This is a genomic window from Parashewanella hymeniacidonis (assembly GCF_016900895.1).
In the GTDB taxonomy this organism is placed as follows: domain Bacteria; phylum Pseudomonadota; class Gammaproteobacteria; order Enterobacterales; family Shewanellaceae; genus Parashewanella; species Parashewanella hymeniacidonis.
Genome location: NZ_JAFEUN010000010.1, coordinates 35,110 through 52,851, shown reverse-complemented (window position 1 = coordinate 52,851; position 17,742 = coordinate 35,110). Strand labels below are relative to the sequence as shown.

At 41.1% G+C, this 17,742-nt stretch carries 16 protein-coding genes; 4 read left to right on the top strand and 12 right to left on the bottom strand.

The genetic code is table 11. The features are described 5' to 3' along the window. Positions 1-327: 327 nt before the first annotated feature. From rlmB to JQC92_RS03850, 4 genes are all read right to left on the bottom strand, one after another. Entirely contained in the window at positions 328-1,065 is a 738-nt protein-coding gene (gene rlmB, locus JQC92_RS03865) for a 23S rRNA (guanosine(2251)-2'-O)-methyltransferase RlmB (protein ID WP_204998413.1), read from the bottom strand. 74 nt (positions 1,066-1,139) lie between these two features. Beyond that, on the bottom strand, positions 1,140-2,288 hold the full coding sequence (locus JQC92_RS03860; protein WP_204998412.1) for a protein-tyrosine phosphatase family protein: 1,149 nt from the start codon (positions 2,286-2,288) through the stop codon (positions 1,140-1,142). 142 nt (positions 2,289-2,430) lie between these two features. Then, positions 2,431-4,857 carry a ribonuclease R gene (rnr, locus tag JQC92_RS03855; RefSeq protein WP_204998411.1) on the bottom strand — a complete coding sequence of 809 codons (2,427 nt, stop codon included), beginning with the start codon at positions 4,855-4,857 and terminating at the stop codon, positions 2,431-2,433. A gap of 43 nt (positions 4,858-4,900) precedes the next feature. After that, positions 4,901-5,527, bottom strand: a complete 627-nt coding sequence (locus tag JQC92_RS03850; protein ID WP_239480333.1) for a tetratricopeptide repeat protein — start codon at positions 5,525-5,527, stop codon at positions 4,901-4,903. A gap of 175 nt (positions 5,528-5,702) precedes the next feature. On the opposite strand from JQC92_RS03850, the gene JQC92_RS03845 reads away from it, so the two are divergent. Beyond that, on the top strand, positions 5,703-6,104 hold the full coding sequence (locus tag JQC92_RS03845) for a VOC family protein (RefSeq protein WP_204998410.1): 402 nt from the start codon (positions 5,703-5,705) through the stop codon (positions 6,102-6,104). Between the two features lie 29 nt (positions 6,105-6,133). Here JQC92_RS03845 and JQC92_RS03840 read toward each other — a convergent pair whose 3' ends face one another. The 3 genes from JQC92_RS03840 to JQC92_RS03830 all read right to left on the bottom strand — a co-directional run bounded on the left by JQC92_RS03840 (position 6,134) and on the right by JQC92_RS03830 (position 8,090). After that, a complete protein-coding gene (locus JQC92_RS03840; protein WP_204998409.1) occupies positions 6,134-7,429 on the bottom strand; it encodes an adenylosuccinate synthase in 1,296 nt (431 codons plus the stop codon). Between the two features lie 66 nt (positions 7,430-7,495). Beyond that, positions 7,496-7,666 (bottom strand): DUF2065 domain-containing protein, encoded by a 171-nt coding sequence (locus tag JQC92_RS03835; RefSeq protein ID WP_420851289.1) that lies wholly within the window; start codon positions 7,664-7,666, stop codon positions 7,496-7,498. Between the two features lie 31 nt (positions 7,667-7,697). After that, positions 7,698-8,090, bottom strand: coding sequence for a VOC family protein (locus tag JQC92_RS03830; protein WP_204998408.1), 393 nt, complete (start codon positions 8,088-8,090; stop codon positions 7,698-7,700). Positions 8,091-8,177: 87 nt separating this feature from the next. Here JQC92_RS03830 and JQC92_RS03825 point away from each other — a divergent pair, with 87 nt between their 5' ends. Then, positions 8,178-10,277, top strand: coding sequence for a cytochrome-c peroxidase (locus JQC92_RS03825; RefSeq protein WP_204998407.1), 2,100 nt, complete (start codon positions 8,178-8,180; stop codon positions 10,275-10,277). Positions 10,278-10,364: 87 nt separating this feature from the next. Here JQC92_RS03825 and rpsI read toward each other — a convergent pair whose 3' ends face one another. The 4 genes from rpsI to zapE all read right to left on the bottom strand — a co-directional run bounded on the left by rpsI (position 10,365) and on the right by zapE (position 13,922). Further along, complete coding sequence (gene rpsI, locus JQC92_RS03820) at positions 10,365-10,757, bottom strand: 30S ribosomal protein S9 (RefSeq protein ID WP_129946061.1); 393 nt, start codon at positions 10,755-10,757, stop codon at positions 10,365-10,367. Between the two features lie 14 nt (positions 10,758-10,771). Then, the gene (gene rplM, locus JQC92_RS03815) at positions 10,772-11,200 is read right to left on the bottom strand and encodes a 50S ribosomal protein L13 (RefSeq protein ID WP_129946062.1); all 429 of its coding nucleotides are present in this window, start codon (positions 11,198-11,200) and stop codon (positions 10,772-10,774) included. A 380-nt stretch (positions 11,201-11,580) separates the two neighbouring features. Beyond that, positions 11,581-12,465, bottom strand: coding sequence for an EamA family transporter RarD (gene rarD / locus JQC92_RS03805; protein WP_204998405.1), 885 nt, complete (start codon positions 12,463-12,465; stop codon positions 11,581-11,583). Positions 12,466-12,812: 347 nt separating this feature from the next. Next, positions 12,813-13,922 carry a cell division protein ZapE gene (gene zapE / locus JQC92_RS03800; RefSeq protein ID WP_204998404.1) on the bottom strand — a complete coding sequence of 370 codons (1,110 nt, stop codon included), beginning with the start codon at positions 13,920-13,922 and terminating at the stop codon, positions 12,813-12,815. A 400-nt stretch (positions 13,923-14,322) separates the two neighbouring features. Here zapE and JQC92_RS03795 point away from each other — a divergent pair, with 400 nt between their 5' ends. Further along, entirely contained in the window at positions 14,323-15,675 is a 1,353-nt protein-coding gene (locus tag JQC92_RS03795; protein ID WP_204998403.1) for a DegQ family serine endoprotease, read from the top strand. 147 nt (positions 15,676-15,822) lie between these two features. Further along, positions 15,823-16,941 carry a trypsin-like peptidase domain-containing protein gene (locus JQC92_RS03790; protein ID WP_204998402.1) on the top strand — a complete coding sequence of 373 codons (1,119 nt, stop codon included), beginning with the start codon at positions 15,823-15,825 and terminating at the stop codon, positions 16,939-16,941. Between the two features lie 54 nt (positions 16,942-16,995). On the opposite strand, the gene nfuA is transcribed toward JQC92_RS03790, so the two are convergent. Continuing rightward, positions 16,996-17,574, bottom strand: a complete 579-nt coding sequence (gene nfuA / locus JQC92_RS03785; protein ID WP_204998401.1) for a Fe-S biogenesis protein NfuA — start codon at positions 17,572-17,574, stop codon at positions 16,996-16,998. Positions 17,575-17,742: the final 168 nt, after the last annotated feature.

The window sequence follows — 17,742 nt, the reverse complement described above, 5'->3', positions numbered from 1 at the left end:
TCTAATAATGACTTTATTAATTTTTGTTCATAATTTATAGCCCAACCTTATGTACAAAAAAGGTTTATACCCATGATACTTGAAGATGCATGTTTCAGGACTTTTTCAGCGCCAATTCTTTGAGGCGCATTAGCGAAGGAATATCGGGATTCTTTCGCTAATGTAACAAAGAAGAATTGGCGCTGAGAAGTCCACGCAGTGCGAGTTGCACAGCTTGTTACTCTTCGTTGCCAGTGCTAACAATAGTTCACTATTGCCGCACACCGTCGCCTTGATTAGCAAGTTGTGCATTCTCGCTGAAATCGAGCATCTTCAGGTATCATGGGTTTATAAGCGCTGGCGTACTGCCTCAAACAAACACACGCCTGTCGCAACAGAGACGTTCAAACTTGAAACGGCTCCAGCCATCGGAATCGAAATAAGACTATCACACGCTTCACGAGTTAAACGGCGTAACCCCTTGCCTTCAGCTCCCATCGCCACAGCTAATGAGCCTTTTAAGTCAGCTTGATATACATCACTGTCCGCTTCACCTGCTGTACCAACTATCCATACACCCAATTGTTGAATATGACGCATCGTACGAGCAAGATTAGTAACTTGAAATACAGGAACCGTTTCAGCCGCACCACAAGCCACTTTGCTTACTGTTGACGTCACAGCAACAGCATTGTCTTTGGGTACAATAACGCCCTGCACGCCTGCTGCATCAGCGTTGCGTAAACAAGCGCCAAGATTGTGAGGGTCTGTTACACCATCTAGAATCAATAAAAATGGTTGAGGTATTTTTTCTAATAAAGCATCTAAATCTTTTTCCGTTAGTGCCTTGGCTAGCTTAACTCGAGCAACCACACCTTGATGTTGATGGCTTTGTGCTTTTTCATCTAACACTTTTCTAGAGCTGCGTTGAATGCTGATACCATAGGTGTTAGCCAGTTCAATGATTTTTGCTAAACGTTCATCATCGCGACCTTGCAATAACCAAAGTTCTAATACGCGTTCTGGAGATTGTTTAAGAAGAGATTCTAAGGCATGAATGCCATACATTACATCGTGTTTTTTCATTGGCTAAATATAGTATAAGTGCAGATAGGGCGCACTTTAGCATAAAAGTGTTTTATTCTGGAAAATTACATGCGCTATTTTGCTATTTCGTTTAACCACGCTTCAGCCGCATCCAGTAGCAGCCATTTTTGCCCCTCTGAAGTCAGTACTTGGGTACCTCTTTCAGCCCGAGCTTGATTGATTATTTTTGCGACGGCTTCTTGGTAATTGGTCTTATCAATTGTGCCATTTTCAATTCCTTCTTTAAGCTTTATACCAGCCAAACAACACATAGTTCGCCCCCTTCCTTCTAAGCAGTGCACCAAAATGCCATCATCGATATGACCCTGCATTTCATTGACCAAACCTCTAAACTCAGAGACGCTGACGGCTCCCCCATCCGGCCAATTTTTGTAATGAAAACGATGAACTCTAAACTCTGTCTTTTCATCAACTTTAACCGTTAAACTTTGTCTTGAATTATCCAGTTCAGATGCTCTTACACTCAATTTCCCCTTTTCATCAGTATTTTTGTAATATTGGAACTGGCTCGGTTTTTCTGCCGAAGTTAAGTCATAGATAAACTGAATTTTTTTCTCTGCTATCATGTCCCAAAAATGATATTGCCCGTTAATGTCATGAGAGTGAGGATACGACATTGCTACAGCGCAAACTGAAGTACTTTCCCCTTCTTTTTGCTTCACTGTTATTGAGTTAGCATCAAACAATGGGCGCTCTTCTGCTTCGTGCGCTCCTTTAATGGTTTTGACCAATGTAGCTCTACTCGCCAATATATGATCATCGTTCCCAGTCATACAAAACTTGAAACCGCTAACATAATCAGAGTTTTCATCATTAATCCGATACGGTTTTAATGATGACAGGAATGCTTCGGGAAAAACTCTTGTTTTTTGCGCAGACGGCGTGGAGGGTGTAACTTTTTGTGTAGTTGATGAGTTAGCTGGTGCACTCTCTTTTTGGCCTGCATCATTTAAAGAAGTTGATTTTGAAAAGCTGAGTGTTAACTTCATTTGATTTGCTCTACTCCGTGCTTTTTTGCCTGAGTTTTGCTTATCTTCAAAAAAAACTGCATCAGGAGTACCTTTACTTGATTCTACAGTCGCTGTTGAAAATGTCTCACCTGAAGCGTTAATTGTTGGCTTATCATCTAATTTAGGTTGCTCATCGTTTCCACGGAAACTATTAACATCATGAGCTGGAAGGTCAGCAGAAAATGTTGCCATCGGTATCTACCCAGAGAGTTATGCATTAAATACAAAATACTCTGAACCTAGTGAATACTTAAATGAATTATTGTTTAAACTTAAATATTAAAGCCAACAAAAAGAAATCCTTAATGTTGGCCTTAATTTGATCAGAGGTGGATCAACGTTTACGAGATTTCTTCTTTGCGCCTGATTTTTTGGGTTTCTTGGTATCTAGATCTTTTTTAGGTTTAGATTTTCCTGACGCTGGTTTCTTCGACGATCGCCGCTTACTCTCAGTATTTCCCTTTTTCTCACCGCTTCTCGAAGCATGTTCTTTCTTACCATGCTTCGCCCCTTCAATATTCACTCGTTCTCTTGCCGTCATTGGCTTTTTACGACGAGAGGAACGACGCTTCTGTTGGTTGTCGCCATCCAACACTAAATCGATTTGTCGGTCATCAAGATTTACACTGGCCACTTGAATGGTGACAGGATCGCCCACTTGATAAATGAACTTGGTATTTTCACCAATCAATCGCTGCCTTTCTTGATCAAACTGAAAGTAGTCACTGGCTAAGGAAGATACATGCACTAACCCATCAATGAATAAGTCATTAAGACGTACAAACATGCCGAAATGCGTGACTGAGGCAATCACACCTTCAAATACATCGCCAACATGATCTTGCATGTATTCACATTTAAGCCAATCACTCACATCACGAGTCGCTTCATCAGCACGACGTTCATACTCTGAACACGTTTCAGCGAGCACATCTAATTCTTCTAGCAGATAATTGTAACCACCATCAGGTGTCCATTTTTCTTTATTCTGTCCTTTTTCCTTCGCCAATAAATGACGGATAACACGGTGCAAAATAAGATCAGGATAACGACGAATTGGTGACGTAAAATGCGCATATTGCTCAAGTGCTAACCCAAAGTGGCCATTATTATCTGGGCTGTAAACCGCTTGTCGCATTGAACGCAATAACATCACTTGTATCAGTTGCGCATCAGGTCTATCGGCAATCTCTAACATCAAATTTTGATAGTCAGCCGGCTCTGGTTGTAAGCCACCTGATAACGTAAGTCCTCGCTCAGCTAAAAACGTTTTAAAATTCGTTAGCTTTTGCTCAGATGGTGCTTCGTGAACTCGATAAAGTACTTCACCTTGATGTTTTTCAACAAACTTAGCCGCCGAGACATTTGCCAAAATCATGCATTCTTCAATGATTTTATGCGCTTGATTTCGATGCCTAGGTTCTATGCGCTCGATTTTACGTTGCTCATTAAAAATAAACTGGGTTTCGACGGTCTCAAAAGCAATAGCACCACGCTCTGCCCGTTTCTCTTCAAGCGTTAAATAGAGGTTCTGCAAGTTTTTCAACTGCGGCAGTAAATCTTGATGTTCTGGCAACCCTTGCTCACCTTCAAGCATGGCAGCCACTTGTGTATAAGTGAATCGAGCATGCGAATGCATGACTGCTGGATAAAACTTATAGCCAGACAATTTGCCATTGGCTGAAATCGTCATTTCTGCAACCATACATAGACGATCGACTTTAGGCTTAAGTGAACATAAGCCATTGGACAGTTTTTCTGGCAGCATTGGGATAACTTGTGATGGGAAGTACACCGAAGTACCACGAGCTTGCGCTTCTTTATCAATTGCTGAATCGGTACGTACATAATGGCTTACGTCGGCAATCGCCACCCATAGGCGCCAGCCGCCACTCTTTTTCGTTTCGCAATAAACAGCATCATCAAAATCTCGCGCATCTTCACCATCGATAGTAACCAACGGTAAATGGCGTAAATCAACGCGATCAGCCAATTCACTTTCAGTCACTTCGTCTGGCATTCTGCGCAATTTTTTCTCAATAACCGACGACCACGTATGTGGCAGATCGTAGTTACGCAATGCGATTTCAATTTCCATACCTGGCGCCATTTGTTCACCGAGTACTTCTGTAACTTTTGCTGTCGCCTTGATATAACGACTCGGACGTCTTGTTAACTCGATAACAACCACGTCACCATGACGAGCACCATTTCTGGATTCTGCTGGGATCAGTATCTCTTGAGTAATGCGCTTGTCATCAGCAACGACGAACCCCATACCGGCATCTAAAAAGTAGCGGCCAACTAATGGTGCAGTTCTCTCGCCTATCAACCTGACAATGCGTGCATCACGTTTGCTACGACCTTGATCGCCCGCTTGTTGTGCCAACACTTTATCGCCATGAAAATACATTTGCATATCACGGGCATTAATATAAAGGTCGTCACCACCTTCGTCAGGTTTAAACCAGCCAAAGCCATCTTTGTGGCCAAGAACGGTACCAGACAATAAGTCCATACGTTCTGGCAAGCCGTAGCTTTTACCTCGGGTGAAAACTAATTGTCCATCGCGCTCCATTGCTCTTAAACGTCGACGCAACGCTTCGAGTTGTTCTTCATCGAAGATGTTCAATGCTTTGGCAATTTTTTCTTTAGATTGCGGAGCGGTTTGAGATGTCAGGTACTCTAAAATGTACTCACGACTTGGGATGGGGTTTTCATACTTACTTTGTTCACGCGCTAAATGCGGATCTTTTGACATTCAATTTCCAATTTTTTCATTTCAAGCTCCGAGTATTGCAAATTTAATATTTTCCTCTTTGAGCTCGTTCTACGACACTTTGTGGCATTTTTTTCGCCAATTGTCGCAATAATTTTTCTGCTTTATTTTTAGTAACGTTATCATCAAAAGTATTGTGATAAAGCAGTCGATAACTCATTTCATAATCAAATGGACTACCATGACCTTCAATAAATAAACGTACTAACATCATTTGTGCAGGTACATACTCACCTGCTGCTGCGGGTAGAGCGTATTGAATTGCTCTATCCTTATTTTCGATGACGAGATCACCTTCGTCATAATAGCGAGCCAAACGGTACATGGCTCCGTTACTGCCTTGATTAGCACTGTCAAGAACTAATGTCATACCGCGCTTTTTATCTGCTTTGATACAAGTGCCAGTATTAAGCATTTCGCCCCATAAAAATTGGTACAAGGGCTCCTTTAACACTTCGGCTTTCGCTTCAATATCTTGTACTAACTGACAATCATCTCGCTTGACTTGCTGTAAATACTCATTCTTTTTAATGAGTTCTGACAACTGCTTCACCGAATAGATATCAATGGCTTGCAACTCTGCTTTGACAGATGAGCTAAAAAACAAACTGGTTGCAATGATAATAAATAATGAGGTCAGTGTATGCAGCATAGTCTTTCTCGATGACAGCAGAATTACAGTCATTATCGGCAGTATAACTCAAATCTTGAGCAAATGAATGCGATTGTTAGCAAATTGACAGCAACAACCTAGCATTAAGTAAAATTAATCCACATTCGAATTGATTACAAGTACATTAGATTTTTAGTAAATTACAAGGTGCATTATGTTTCAGTTTGACCATATCAACCTCAGAGTACCTGAAACAAAATTGATTAAAGAAAAGGATTTTTTCTGCGAAATTTTAAGCTTAAAAGATAGCACTCGAGTAAATCAAAAGAGTAAGGGGTTTTGGCTAAGTGACTCCCAAGATAACATTGTCATACATTTATCGGTTCTTTCATCCAGTAATCCAATCCCAACAAATACCGGTGTCATTGATCACATAGCATTTAGATCATCAAACGTCGATAAATTCTATGACCACTTAGAAGAACACGATATTCCCAGTTCAATAAAGTATCACGACAATAACAATGTCACGCAAATATTCTTTTACTCACCTTCTGGGATCAAAATAGAAGCTAACTTTACCAACGAAAAAATAACAAAAAAGGCGCCTCAATGAGCGCCTTTTTTTGTCAGTAAGAACAAGCGTTAGTTAAATGGATTAACTAGAATCATAGTTTCGTTACGATCTGGACCAGTAGAAATAATATCAACAGGCGTTTCCAGCAACTCTTCAATGCGTTTGATGTAATTGATTGCTGCTTGTGGAAGCTGCTCAACCGTAGTAGCACCTTCTGTGCTCTCTTTCCAACCAGGCATGGTTTCAAGTACAGGTGTGACTTCTTCATAACCTTCGGCCGCAAGTGGTGTTTGCTTCATTACAGTACCGTCTGGCATTTGGTAGCCAACACAAATTTTCACTTCATCTAAGCCATCTAATACATCAAGCTTAGTTAAGCAGAAACCAGTAATTGAGTTGATCTGTACAGCGCGTTTCATTGCGACTGCATCTAACCAACCTGGACGGCGCTTACGACCCGTCGTTGCACCAAACTCGTGACCTTTTTCACCTAAGTAATCACCAATTCCGTTTTGCAATTCAGTCGGAAACGGACCTGCACCTACACGTGTAGTATAAGCTTTGATGATACCAAGAACGTAATCTAAGTGACGTGGACCAAAGCCACTACCTGTTGCTACGCCACCCGCAGTGGTGTTCGACGACGTTACAAATGGATAGGTACCGTGATCGATATCAAGCAGTGTACCTTGAGCACCTTCAAATAAGATTGGCTCACCAGCTTTGCGAGCCGTATCAAGTAACTCAGTAACATCAACACACATAGATTGCAGATAATCAGCAAGTGCTAACGCATCTGCTAGGGTTTTATCGTAATCTACGGCTTCAGCTTTGTAGTATTCCGTAAGCATAAAGTTGTGATAATCCATCACGTCTTTTAGCTTCTTAGCGAATAATTCTTTATTGAATAAATCGCCAACACGAAGACCACGGCGAGACACTTTATCTTCATACGCAGGGCCAATACCACGACCTGTCGTACCAATGGCATTGTTACCACGAGCATGTTCACGAGCTAAATCAAGTGCACAGTGGATAGGTAGAATCAAAGGACAAGCTTCAGAGATCAATAAACGCTCTTCAACTGGAATACCACGCTCTTTGAGCATGTTGATTTCTTTCATTAGGGCATCGGGTGCTAAAACAACACCATTACCAATAATGCATTTCACATTATCACGAAGAATACCAGATGGAATAAGATGAAGAACGGTTTTCTCGCCATCGATCACTAGGGTGTGACCAGCATTGTGACCGCCTTGATAACGAACTACGTATTTTGCCTGTTCTGTCAGAAGGTCGACAATCTTACCTTTTCCCTCGTCACCCCATTGAGTGCCGAGAACTACAACGTTTTTGCCCATTTTCATTCGTAGGTAGAGGTTAAAAAAGGATTTTAACAGATCTTAGGGGTTAAGTGGCAAGCATTTTTAAGAAAAAATGATCAACAAAACAACTCCAGCAGTTACAAGGCACCCACCAAGCCGTTGAAGTGACTGAGGTGATTGTTCTGAAATTGAGGCCAATACCTTCTTCCAGACCGTTGGAGCGAATAATGGGCCGAGTCCCTCAAGAATTAATACCAGGCCCACCGCTAACATAATCAATGCAAATGTCATTGTTAACGTTACCTTATGTAATTTTCCCTTGTGGTGGTTCCCACAATTCGACTTTATTATCGTCAGGATCCATAACCCAACCAAACTTGCCAAACTCAGACTCTTCAATCTCATCCATAACCTGACAACCTTCTTTCTTTAGTACGCTGAGCAACGCTTTCAAATCATCAACCCGATAATTGATCATAAAACCTGATTCACTCGGGTTAAAATACTTCGACGATTTATCAAATACACTCCAAACCGTTGCACCATTTTCGTTTGATTGGTTTTCATTGTGCCATTGAAAAGAAACACCGCCCCAATCTTGAATATCCAAACCGAGATGCTGCTTGTACCAATCTCTTAATCGTTGTGGATCTTCTGATTTAATAAATACGCCACCAATCCCTGTTACTCGTTTCATTTACACACCTTTTTCGTCAAAAAACCTAATTAAGACTATGCTTATATCTGTGTGAGTTTCTACTTTATTGCGATGGAGAGCAAGTTGATGTTAGTAAGAACACGATTTTTAATTACTTCTATTATGATTTCAGGGCTGATTGTAGGTTGTGGTAGTGATTCTAAAAGTAAAAAAGTTGAACCAGAAATTATTGAGCCTGCAAAAGAGCTAACCGCAAAAGAAATCAGAGAGTTTATCGCTCAGCAAGTAGGAAGTTTAGAACACTTAAAAATACCAGCGACAAATACAGCCATTCCATTACCGCCAGTTGATGATGACAAAGATTATTACATTAAAACCACTGAAGAGAAACGTTATCTAGGTAAACAACTTTTCCATGACTCTGTTAGAACCGTACGGATTCGTCCAGAGTTTGGTGGTATGCCTGAATTAGCGCAAACAGGTTCTTGTGGTAGTTGCCATTTTGGTGAAGTTGGTTCTAAAGCGGGCACTCAAATTAACTTCAACCTTGGTGGTGAAGGAAAAGGCTATACCGATGCAGAAGGTAAATTCCATCCTCGCCGTCGAGCTAGAATGGATATTCTTGACGCTCTTCGTTCCGACCCCTTATTCGAAGGTGATCTTAAAGTTGACCGTGTTCCAACGCTCACTGATGTTTATGAAAATGCAGTTGGGCTTCCATCAATACCACAGTTCGTTGATGAACCAGGAGCACTGATTCATTCAGGTCGTTTTGATGCGGTAGATAGTGTTGGAAGAAATGCTCCCAGTGTGGTCGGTTCAGCATTTAACAACAGATTATTAGGCGGTGGATTTGCTGGTGAGCCCATGAATAACCCAATAGCCATTAATCCTTTTGGGGATCCTGCACAAGAAAATATTACCTTGTTGCTGCTAGATGCTCACCGAATGCTTGAAGACCAATCAGCGGTGCTTCAGCAAATTCCGGGCTATGTTGAGCTATTCCGCCGAGCATTCCCTCAAGAAGCAAGAGCAGCGGAAGAACTCGACGATCTTAACCTGCTTATTAACGATCAAACAGTACTTAGAGCGACAGCAACCTTTATCAGAACAGTGATCACTCGTAACACGCCTTGGGATCATTTTTTAGCTGGAGATGATGAGGCGTTAACACCTGCTCAGCTTCGTGGTGCGAAGCTGTTCTTCACTAAAGCAAAAGATGATGGTGCTGGGTGTGTCAGCTGTCACTCAGGTCCAGCACTAAACAAGCAAATTAATGACCCCGATATTGCTGGTGTTGGCGAGTTTGTTGAAGAAAACTTCTTTAATTTAGGTTTGTCCGATCACCCTCTTCAAGCTTTGAATCGCCATGTGAGAAACGATCCAAACTATCGAGATGAAGGACGAATGGAAGTGACTGGTAGGGAAGAAGATGCCCATAAATTCCGCACCACGACACTACGTCAATTAAAAGGCAGCCGAGTGTTTTTCCATAATGGTGAATTTAAATCAATAAAAGGCGTAGTCGAGTATTTTAACGCTGGTCAGCCTCAAGATAGCATTACTGGCAACTCACCAACTCTGAGCACACGTTTTACCCACCCTAGGGGAGAAGGTAGCGAAAGAGGCTTAGGTTTATCTGAAACTGAAATAAACGATCTTGTCGCTTACTTAGAAGATGGATTATACGATGATGCATTTGTGAATTTTGATCCAAACTCTACCACTGATACCTTCCAGTTAAATGAAAGAGATGTCACTTATTCTGTGCATCGTCCGTTTCTTACCAATGCTGGAGTAGCCGATGGCTTTGTAATTAGTGGCATGGCACAAAACAACAATGACCCACTGACCCGCCGTGATGCGGGGATGGAGTTTTTAGACGTAACCGATAAAGTAGAAACCAGCTTATATCAACGTATAAAAACTGACGGTGAACAAAGGGATGAAATAAAGATTAAAAATTCCAGTGATTACTTTATTGATACTCATCTTCTGATCATTATTGATGGTTTGCCTGATGGTGTCACTTTAGTTAATGCCAGCGGAATGACTGAAGATACAGAGAAGCCATATTTAAGAGTATTTTTAGATGATGAAGGGGTGCTTAAGGCTGGAGCAAGCAAAAAGGTAACATTTACCCTTGCAGATAAGCGAGATGCCGATGCGCAATCAACAATTGATGATTATGTGCTCACGCTAAAATCAGGGCAAGGAAACCCATAACCCTAAAGGGCGTTCCCAGTTAGTTTGACTGCCAATAAAAAACCCAGCAAAAGCTGGGTTTTTTGACAAAGGTTCCGAGCGTAAAACTTAACGCTTAGAGAATTGTCTCTTACGACGTGCTTTACGGAAACCAACTTTCTTACGTTCAACTTTACGAGCATCACGGGTAACGAAACCAGCAGCACGTAGAGTAGGACGAAGAGTTTCGTCAAGTTGCATTAGAGCACGAGTAATACCGTGACGGATCGCACCAGCTTGACCAGTAGTACCACCACCTTTAACAGTGATGTTTAGGTCTAACTTTTCTAGCATCTCAACCAATTCTAGAGGTTGACGAACTACCATGCGAGCAGTTTCACGACCGAAATAAACGTCCAAAGAACGATTATTTACTGTGATGTTACCACTGCCTACTTTTGCAAATACGCGAGCAGTTGAAGTTTTGCGACGGCCAGTGCCGTAGTACTGAGTTGCAGCCATTAGCTTAATCCCGTTTAGATATCAAGAACTTGAGGTTGTTGTGCAGCGTGGTTATGTTCTGCGCCTGTGTAAACTTTAAGTTTACGGTACATAGCGCGGCCCAAAGGACCTTTAGGTAACATACCCTTAACTGCTTTCTCGATGATCATTTCTGGCTTATGAGCTTGTAGCTTTTCAAAGCTAATTTGCTTGATGCCACCTGGGAAGCCTGAATGCGAGTAGTACGTCTTGCCTTTTGCTTTGTTACCAGTAACAGTAACTTTCTCAGCATTGATCACGATGATGTAATCACCAGTATCAACATGAGGAGTGTATTCTGGCTTATGCTTTCCGCGTAAACGAGCAGCGATTTCAGTTGCAATACGACCTAAAGTTTTACCTTCAGCGTCTACAACATACCAGTCACGAGTTACAGTTTCTGGTGTAGCAGTAAAAGTCTTCATTTACAAAAACCCAATGTTATATGTTGTTTCACACATTATTAGCCGATGCTAGTAATGTAAAAAGTGCCTTCGATGTTGCCCCTTCGAGCAAACGAAATGGCTTAATAATCCGCTAATTAAAACGGTTTAACGTGGGCAGGCGCAAGATTGTACTAGAAGATGAGTTAAAAATCATCTATTTTTTCGTAGCTCAGCATACTCAATGCGGCTTTTTGTTTAACCACTAAAGGAGTTTCCATGTAGTTTGTATTTTCCAACTCCTATGAGCGTCTTTCATGGAAGAGTACATCATCAAATTTCCATTTGGTCAAAACACTAAAGACTTGATTAGATATACAAATAAGGGCTACGTCAGCGTTCATCTCATGGATAAAAATCCACTAAGCTAAATTCCCTTGCCTGTTAAGCTTAAGCTCGCTTGAAAACAATATTAACGCTAACCAAATGAAAGCAAACGCTATCGCCTTATCCCAAGTTATCGCTTCATGTTGCCAAAACAATCCACAACAAAACATTAAAGAAGGAGACAGATATTGAAGAAACCCAAGCACAGTGACAGGTATTTTGACTATTGCACCAGTAAAACAAATTAGAGGTATTGCGGTTAGAATGCCTAATATTATAAAGCTCATCTGTGTAGTGAAAGAGTAATTAAATGTTTGCCAATGACCTGAATATAACTGCCATCCTGCATACATCAGCAGCATAGGGAGCAGTAATATTGATTCAATCAAAAGTCCGAGCCTGACATTAATTTTTATCGCTTTTCTCAATATGGGATATAAACTTGAAACCACAGCCGTAATTAATGCAAACATCGGTAAGTATCCAAACACACTGGCTTGAATCGTGACGCCCACAAGAGCAAAAAAAATCGCAACCCATTGATATCGAGATAGTGTTTCTTTATAAAAAACAACACCGAGTAACGACGTCATTAAAGGCATCATAAAATACCCTAAACTCACTTCTAACGTTCTCTGATGGTTCACAGCCCAAATAAATACAGTCCAGTCGATTACGAGTAAAATAGCAGTACAGAACAGCATCAATATAATGGTTGGCTTATCCAATACTTTTTTTAGTTGTTTAAAAAAATTTAGAGAAAAAAGTGATAAGAAAAACAGTAGCCATAGACTACGAAAAAAAACTAAGTCGGTCGCAGTCGTCTGCCCTCCCAAAGTATAAAAAATGGGACCTAAGCCCCAAAAGGTATAAGCACACAAAGCCAATAACAAGCCCTTATCAAACTCTGTTATTCGCATAAACCCTCAGAAACAATACCTTAAAAAAATAACTTATCAGCTTTAACTAATAAAAAGCTGAATCGTAACTGACAATGAGCCGTTTTTTATCTGGACTTCGTTTCCGTTGAGTCAATAAACAGTGTAAACGGCAATAAGATGGGAAACGAAATCGAACATTGCAAATCGTCAGGACGACAAAGATGGGCTAATGAGCAATTCTGTTGTTACTTCGATAGAAGCTCATCGTGCTATTGCCGTTGATAATGTATCACTGACAAAAATATTGACTGATTGGGTGGTCATTCAAAGATAATGATGTCAGCCCTGACAACTTTGCCTCTGAATGAACGTCATTTTAATTAAAGCTACGGTAGGTGCTCTAATGCTAAATAGTCGTGGGATTGCATTTCAATTAAACGTGAACGGCATCGTTTAAACTCAAAATTGAGCTGACCGTCTGTGTAAATATCCTCAAGAGCGACTTCTGCAGAAATGATTAATTTCACATGGCGTTCATAAAATTCATCAACCAAAGCGAGAAAACGACGAGCGATATCGTCACCCGTTTGTTGAGAGCCCATTTGCTTAACACCACTGATCATTACTGTATGATAGAGACGAGCTAATTCCATATAATCAGTCTGACTTCTAGGACCATCACAAAGTGCAATAAAATCGGCCATGAGCACCCCTTGCGAGTGTTGGCGAATTTCAATGCTTCTTCCCTCTACTTCAATCTTACTGGTATCGACCTCTGACTCCGACGCCAGTTTTGCAAAGTAGTCAGTAAGATTAGTTTCGGCTTGCTCATCTAACGGGTAATGATAAATTTCTGCTTGTTTCAATGTCCGTAAGCGATAATCAATACCAGAATCAACATTTAAGACTGAGCAATTAGCATTCAGCTCAGCGATTGCAGGTAAGAATCGTGCTCGTTGTAGACCATTCTTATATAAGTCGTCTGGAATAATATTTGACGTCGCAACCAGTACTACGCCACGTTGAAATAACTCTTGGAAAAGTGTTCCCAGCAACATAGCATCAGTAATGTCTGAAACGAAAAATTCGTCAAAACAAATGATTTTATACTGTTTCGACATGTTCTCAGCAATGACTTTTAGCGGATCTTGCGTACCGGTCAATGCTTTCAAGTCATGATGAACTTGATGCATGAAACGATGGAAGTGAGCTCGTAATTTTTGCTCGAAAGGAAGCGCATCAAAAAAGGTGTCCATTAAATAGGTTTTACCTCGTCCGACTCCTCCCCATAAGTATAAGCCTTTAACTTTCTCTTGTGATGAATGTCCGAACCAATTCAATACCTTCTGCCAGCCCAAAGCGCTTTGCTGCGCTTCAAGCAAGTCATCATAGACTTTTTGTAGCGCCTTTACAGCCTGCTCTTGTGCTGGATCATGATTAAAATCATCTCGTTTAAGGTCTTGCTTATAATGCTGCAGGGGCGTTAATTTCGACACTACTGAACTTCTCTTCGATAAAGATTAAAACGGCGCAATGTTAGCACGAGTTAGAAAAAGAAATATGTTTTTACATTTAGTCTACTGATTTTTGGCGAATAACTTGATATTTATTGAATCGACACCTATCTATACTAGTAGGTTAATTCTTCTGCGGCACTGTTTATGCGCAAATATTCAGCATCAAATACCTGATTTCTGAAACTTTGTGAACTTTGTTAATACTGCCCGGTCGGAATTATAAACACCTTGAAAAGTACTTTTAAGATCATAAGCCAGAAATTATTTTTCAAGTATTGAAACAACTTGGACGAGAGTGGATATTAAGTAACACCCAGGCGCTACTTTTCATCAAACACTCATCATCTAAAACTTTGAACGTTTTTGGAGCAACAAATTGATGAAGACAAAACTAACTGTCCTATCAGCTGCCGTTTTAGGCGCTGCACTAACGCTGACCCCTGCGATTTCTCAAGCATCAATGCCACAGTCTGTCGATGGCCAAGAGATGCCAAGCCTTGCACCTATGCTACAGAAGGTGACGCCAGCAGTGGTTTCAGTCAACGTTTCTGGTGTTCAAGTTTCTAAGCAACGTGTACCTGATGTTTTCCGTTACTTTTTTGGCCCTAATGCACCACAAGAACAAGTACAGAAACGCCCGTTCCGTGGTTTAGGTTCCGGTGTCATTATCGACGCCAAAAAAGGTTATATCGTTACCAACCACCATGTAATTGATAATGCTGATGATATTACTGTCGGCCTAACAGATGGCCGTGAAGTACCCGCAAAATTAATTGGCAGTGATTCAGAAGCCGATATTGCATTACTGCAAATCAAAGCTAAAAACCTTTCTCAAATTCAACAATCTAACTCTGATAATTTGCGAGTGGGTGATTTTGCAGTAGCTATTGGTAATCCATTTGGGTTGGGACAAACCGTCACATCAGGTATCGTAAGTGCATTAGGCCGAAGTGGTCTAGGCATCGAAATGCTAGAGAACTTTATTCAAACAGATGCTGCAATTAACAGCGGCAACTCAGGTGGTGCCTTAGTAAACCTTCGAGGCCAGCTCATCGGGATTAACACAGCGATTGTTGCACCTAGCGGCGGTAACGTAGGTATTGGTTTTGCCATTCCAGCAAACATGGTCCATAACCTAGTGACTCAAATCATTGAGCACGGTGAAGTTCGTCGAGGCATACTGGGTGTCACAGGCCGTACCTTAACTAGCGAGCTTGCTAAAGGCTTTGGCCTCGATTCTCAACACGGCGGATTTGTGAATGAAGTTCAACCTGACAGTGCTGCGGATAAAGCTGGCATTAAAGCGGGTGACATCATCGTGAGCGTGAATGGCCGTAAGATTAAATCATTTACTGAACTTGCAGCAAAAGTGTCGACTCTTGGTGCTGGCGCTAAAGTTGAATTAGGCATTATTCGTGATGGCAAGACTAAAAACGTCAATGTCACGTTGGGCGAAGCCAAACAAGTGCAAGAAAAAGGTGCAGGTGAACTTCATCCGATGCTACAAGGTGCTGCACTGAAAGACACACGCAAAGGTGTCGAAATTACGGAAGTAGCTTCAGGCTCACCAGCTGACGCAGCGGGTCTTCAAAAAGGTGATGTAATTGTTGGCATCAACCGTAATTCAATTCGTAACCTTAAACAGTTACGTAAAGCACTTAAAAATAAAGAAGGCCAAGTGGCTTTAAAAATTGACCGTGAAGGTAATCATTTATTCTTAATACTTAGATAAAACTGATTCGTTTCTACTCTAGAGGAGGCTGACGCCTCCTTTTTGTTTTATATCAATAACATCTATCCCCAACCATCATTTTGATTCATAGGCTGACTCTGGTAAACTTTTAAGTTCTTTTGCGGGTTTATGGATTGCTGGGCCAATATGTTTTTTAAGAATTCACTGATATACATCACTAAAGCCATCGCCTTCGGTTTGATCATGGCTACCGTGGTGATTGTGCTATCGTCATCTTTAGGGCAAAAGCTAAAAATCAATGAATGGTTTGGCCGTGAGAATGTCTCTGAACGTTTATCTTTTGCCAAAGCCGTGCGAAAATCGGCCCCAGCTGTAGTTAATATTTACAGCATCAATATTGTGCCTGCACGTGGCTCCTCGTCAAAAACCTTACAATCAAGATCAAGATTACAGGGATTAGGATCAGGCGTGATTATGCGTAAAGATGGTTTAATCCTAACTAATTATCATGTCATTCAAAAAGCTGATGAAATTGCCGTATTACTTCAAGATGGTCAGCAGTTTGAAGCTGAAATCATCGGTATGGATCCAGCAACAGATCTTGCCGTCCTCAAAGTAAATGGCACTAATTTACCTGTGATAAAGTTTGATGTTAAAAGCATGCCGCAAGTGGGTGATGTTGCTCTTGCCATTGGTAACCCATACAACTTAGGGCAAACCATCACTCAAGGCATCATAAGTGCGACTGGCCGTGCTGGATTAAGTGCTGGTTATCAAGAGTTTTTACAAACTGACGCTGCAATTAATGCTGGAAACTCTGGCGGTGCACTGATTGATACTAAAGGAAACCTCATTGGCATAAACACGGCCGCATTTCGTGTAAGAGGTGAAAACGAGCAATCTCTTGGTTTTGCCATTCCGATTAAGCTGGCTTATGACGTGATGAGTAAGCTCGTAAAATACGGTAGAGTGATTCGCGGAGAGATTGGTTTTAACGGTGGAGCCGTTGCTGCCAATCCAAAGCTCGCACAAATACTAAGGCTGCCTGATCTCTCTGGTGTACTGATCCAAGGCGTTGATAGAAACAGCAGCGCCTATTCGCATTTAATGGTTAATGATGTTGTTATTGCCTATAACGGCGAGAAAATTCCTACTGGCGTACAAGGTACTTGGATGTTGAGAGATAGAATTGCTGAGAGTAAGCCAGGTTCAAAAGCTAAAATTACCTTTATCCGTAACGGCAAAGAAATGACGACGGAAGTGAATGTAACCGAAAAGCCAACGTTACCGTTAAACGTGAGATAAATACAAAAACACCAGCTTTCAGCTGGTGTTTTTCATCAATAATAGATCAAGATGCTAGTAGAACGAATGCTCACCACGTTGGTGTTCTGTGGCATCTTTTACAGCCGTCAACTCACCTGGGAATTGTTCAAGCAGTTGCTTTTCAATTCCATCTTTCAAAGTTACGTCAACTTGAGCACAACCGTTACAACCACCACCGAACTGAAGAATCGCTTCACCTTCTTCTGTTATCTCTAACAATAAAATGTGACCACCATGACTCGCTAACTGCGGGTTGATTTCAGCTTGGATCATATATTCAATACGATCTTTTAATGGCGCATCATCATCAACTTTTTTAACCTTAGCATTAGGTGCTTTCAGTGTTAGTTGAGAACCTAATTGGTCCGTAACAAAGTCAATACTCGCCTCTTCTAAAAAAGGAGCGCTCTTTTGATCAATCTTAGCATTGAAGCCATTGAACTCCAGCGAAATATCATCGTCTTCAACGGCATCTGGAGGACAATACGACACGCCACATTCAGCTTGAGCTGTACCTGGACTGATCACAAACACCCGAATATCTGTACCTTCAGGCTGATCTTTCAATAACTTAACAAAGTGTTCTTGTGCTGATTCAGAAATGCTAATCATTCAAACCTACTTCTTCAGGCTATACCTGAGTGTTTTACTTGGGAATTGCGTCATGATAACAATTTTAGCACTGATTTGACCACCTTATATCATCGACATTAACTAATTCGATGATAAATTTAATAACACATTTCCATTTCACATCTAAATTACGAACTGGTAACTTAG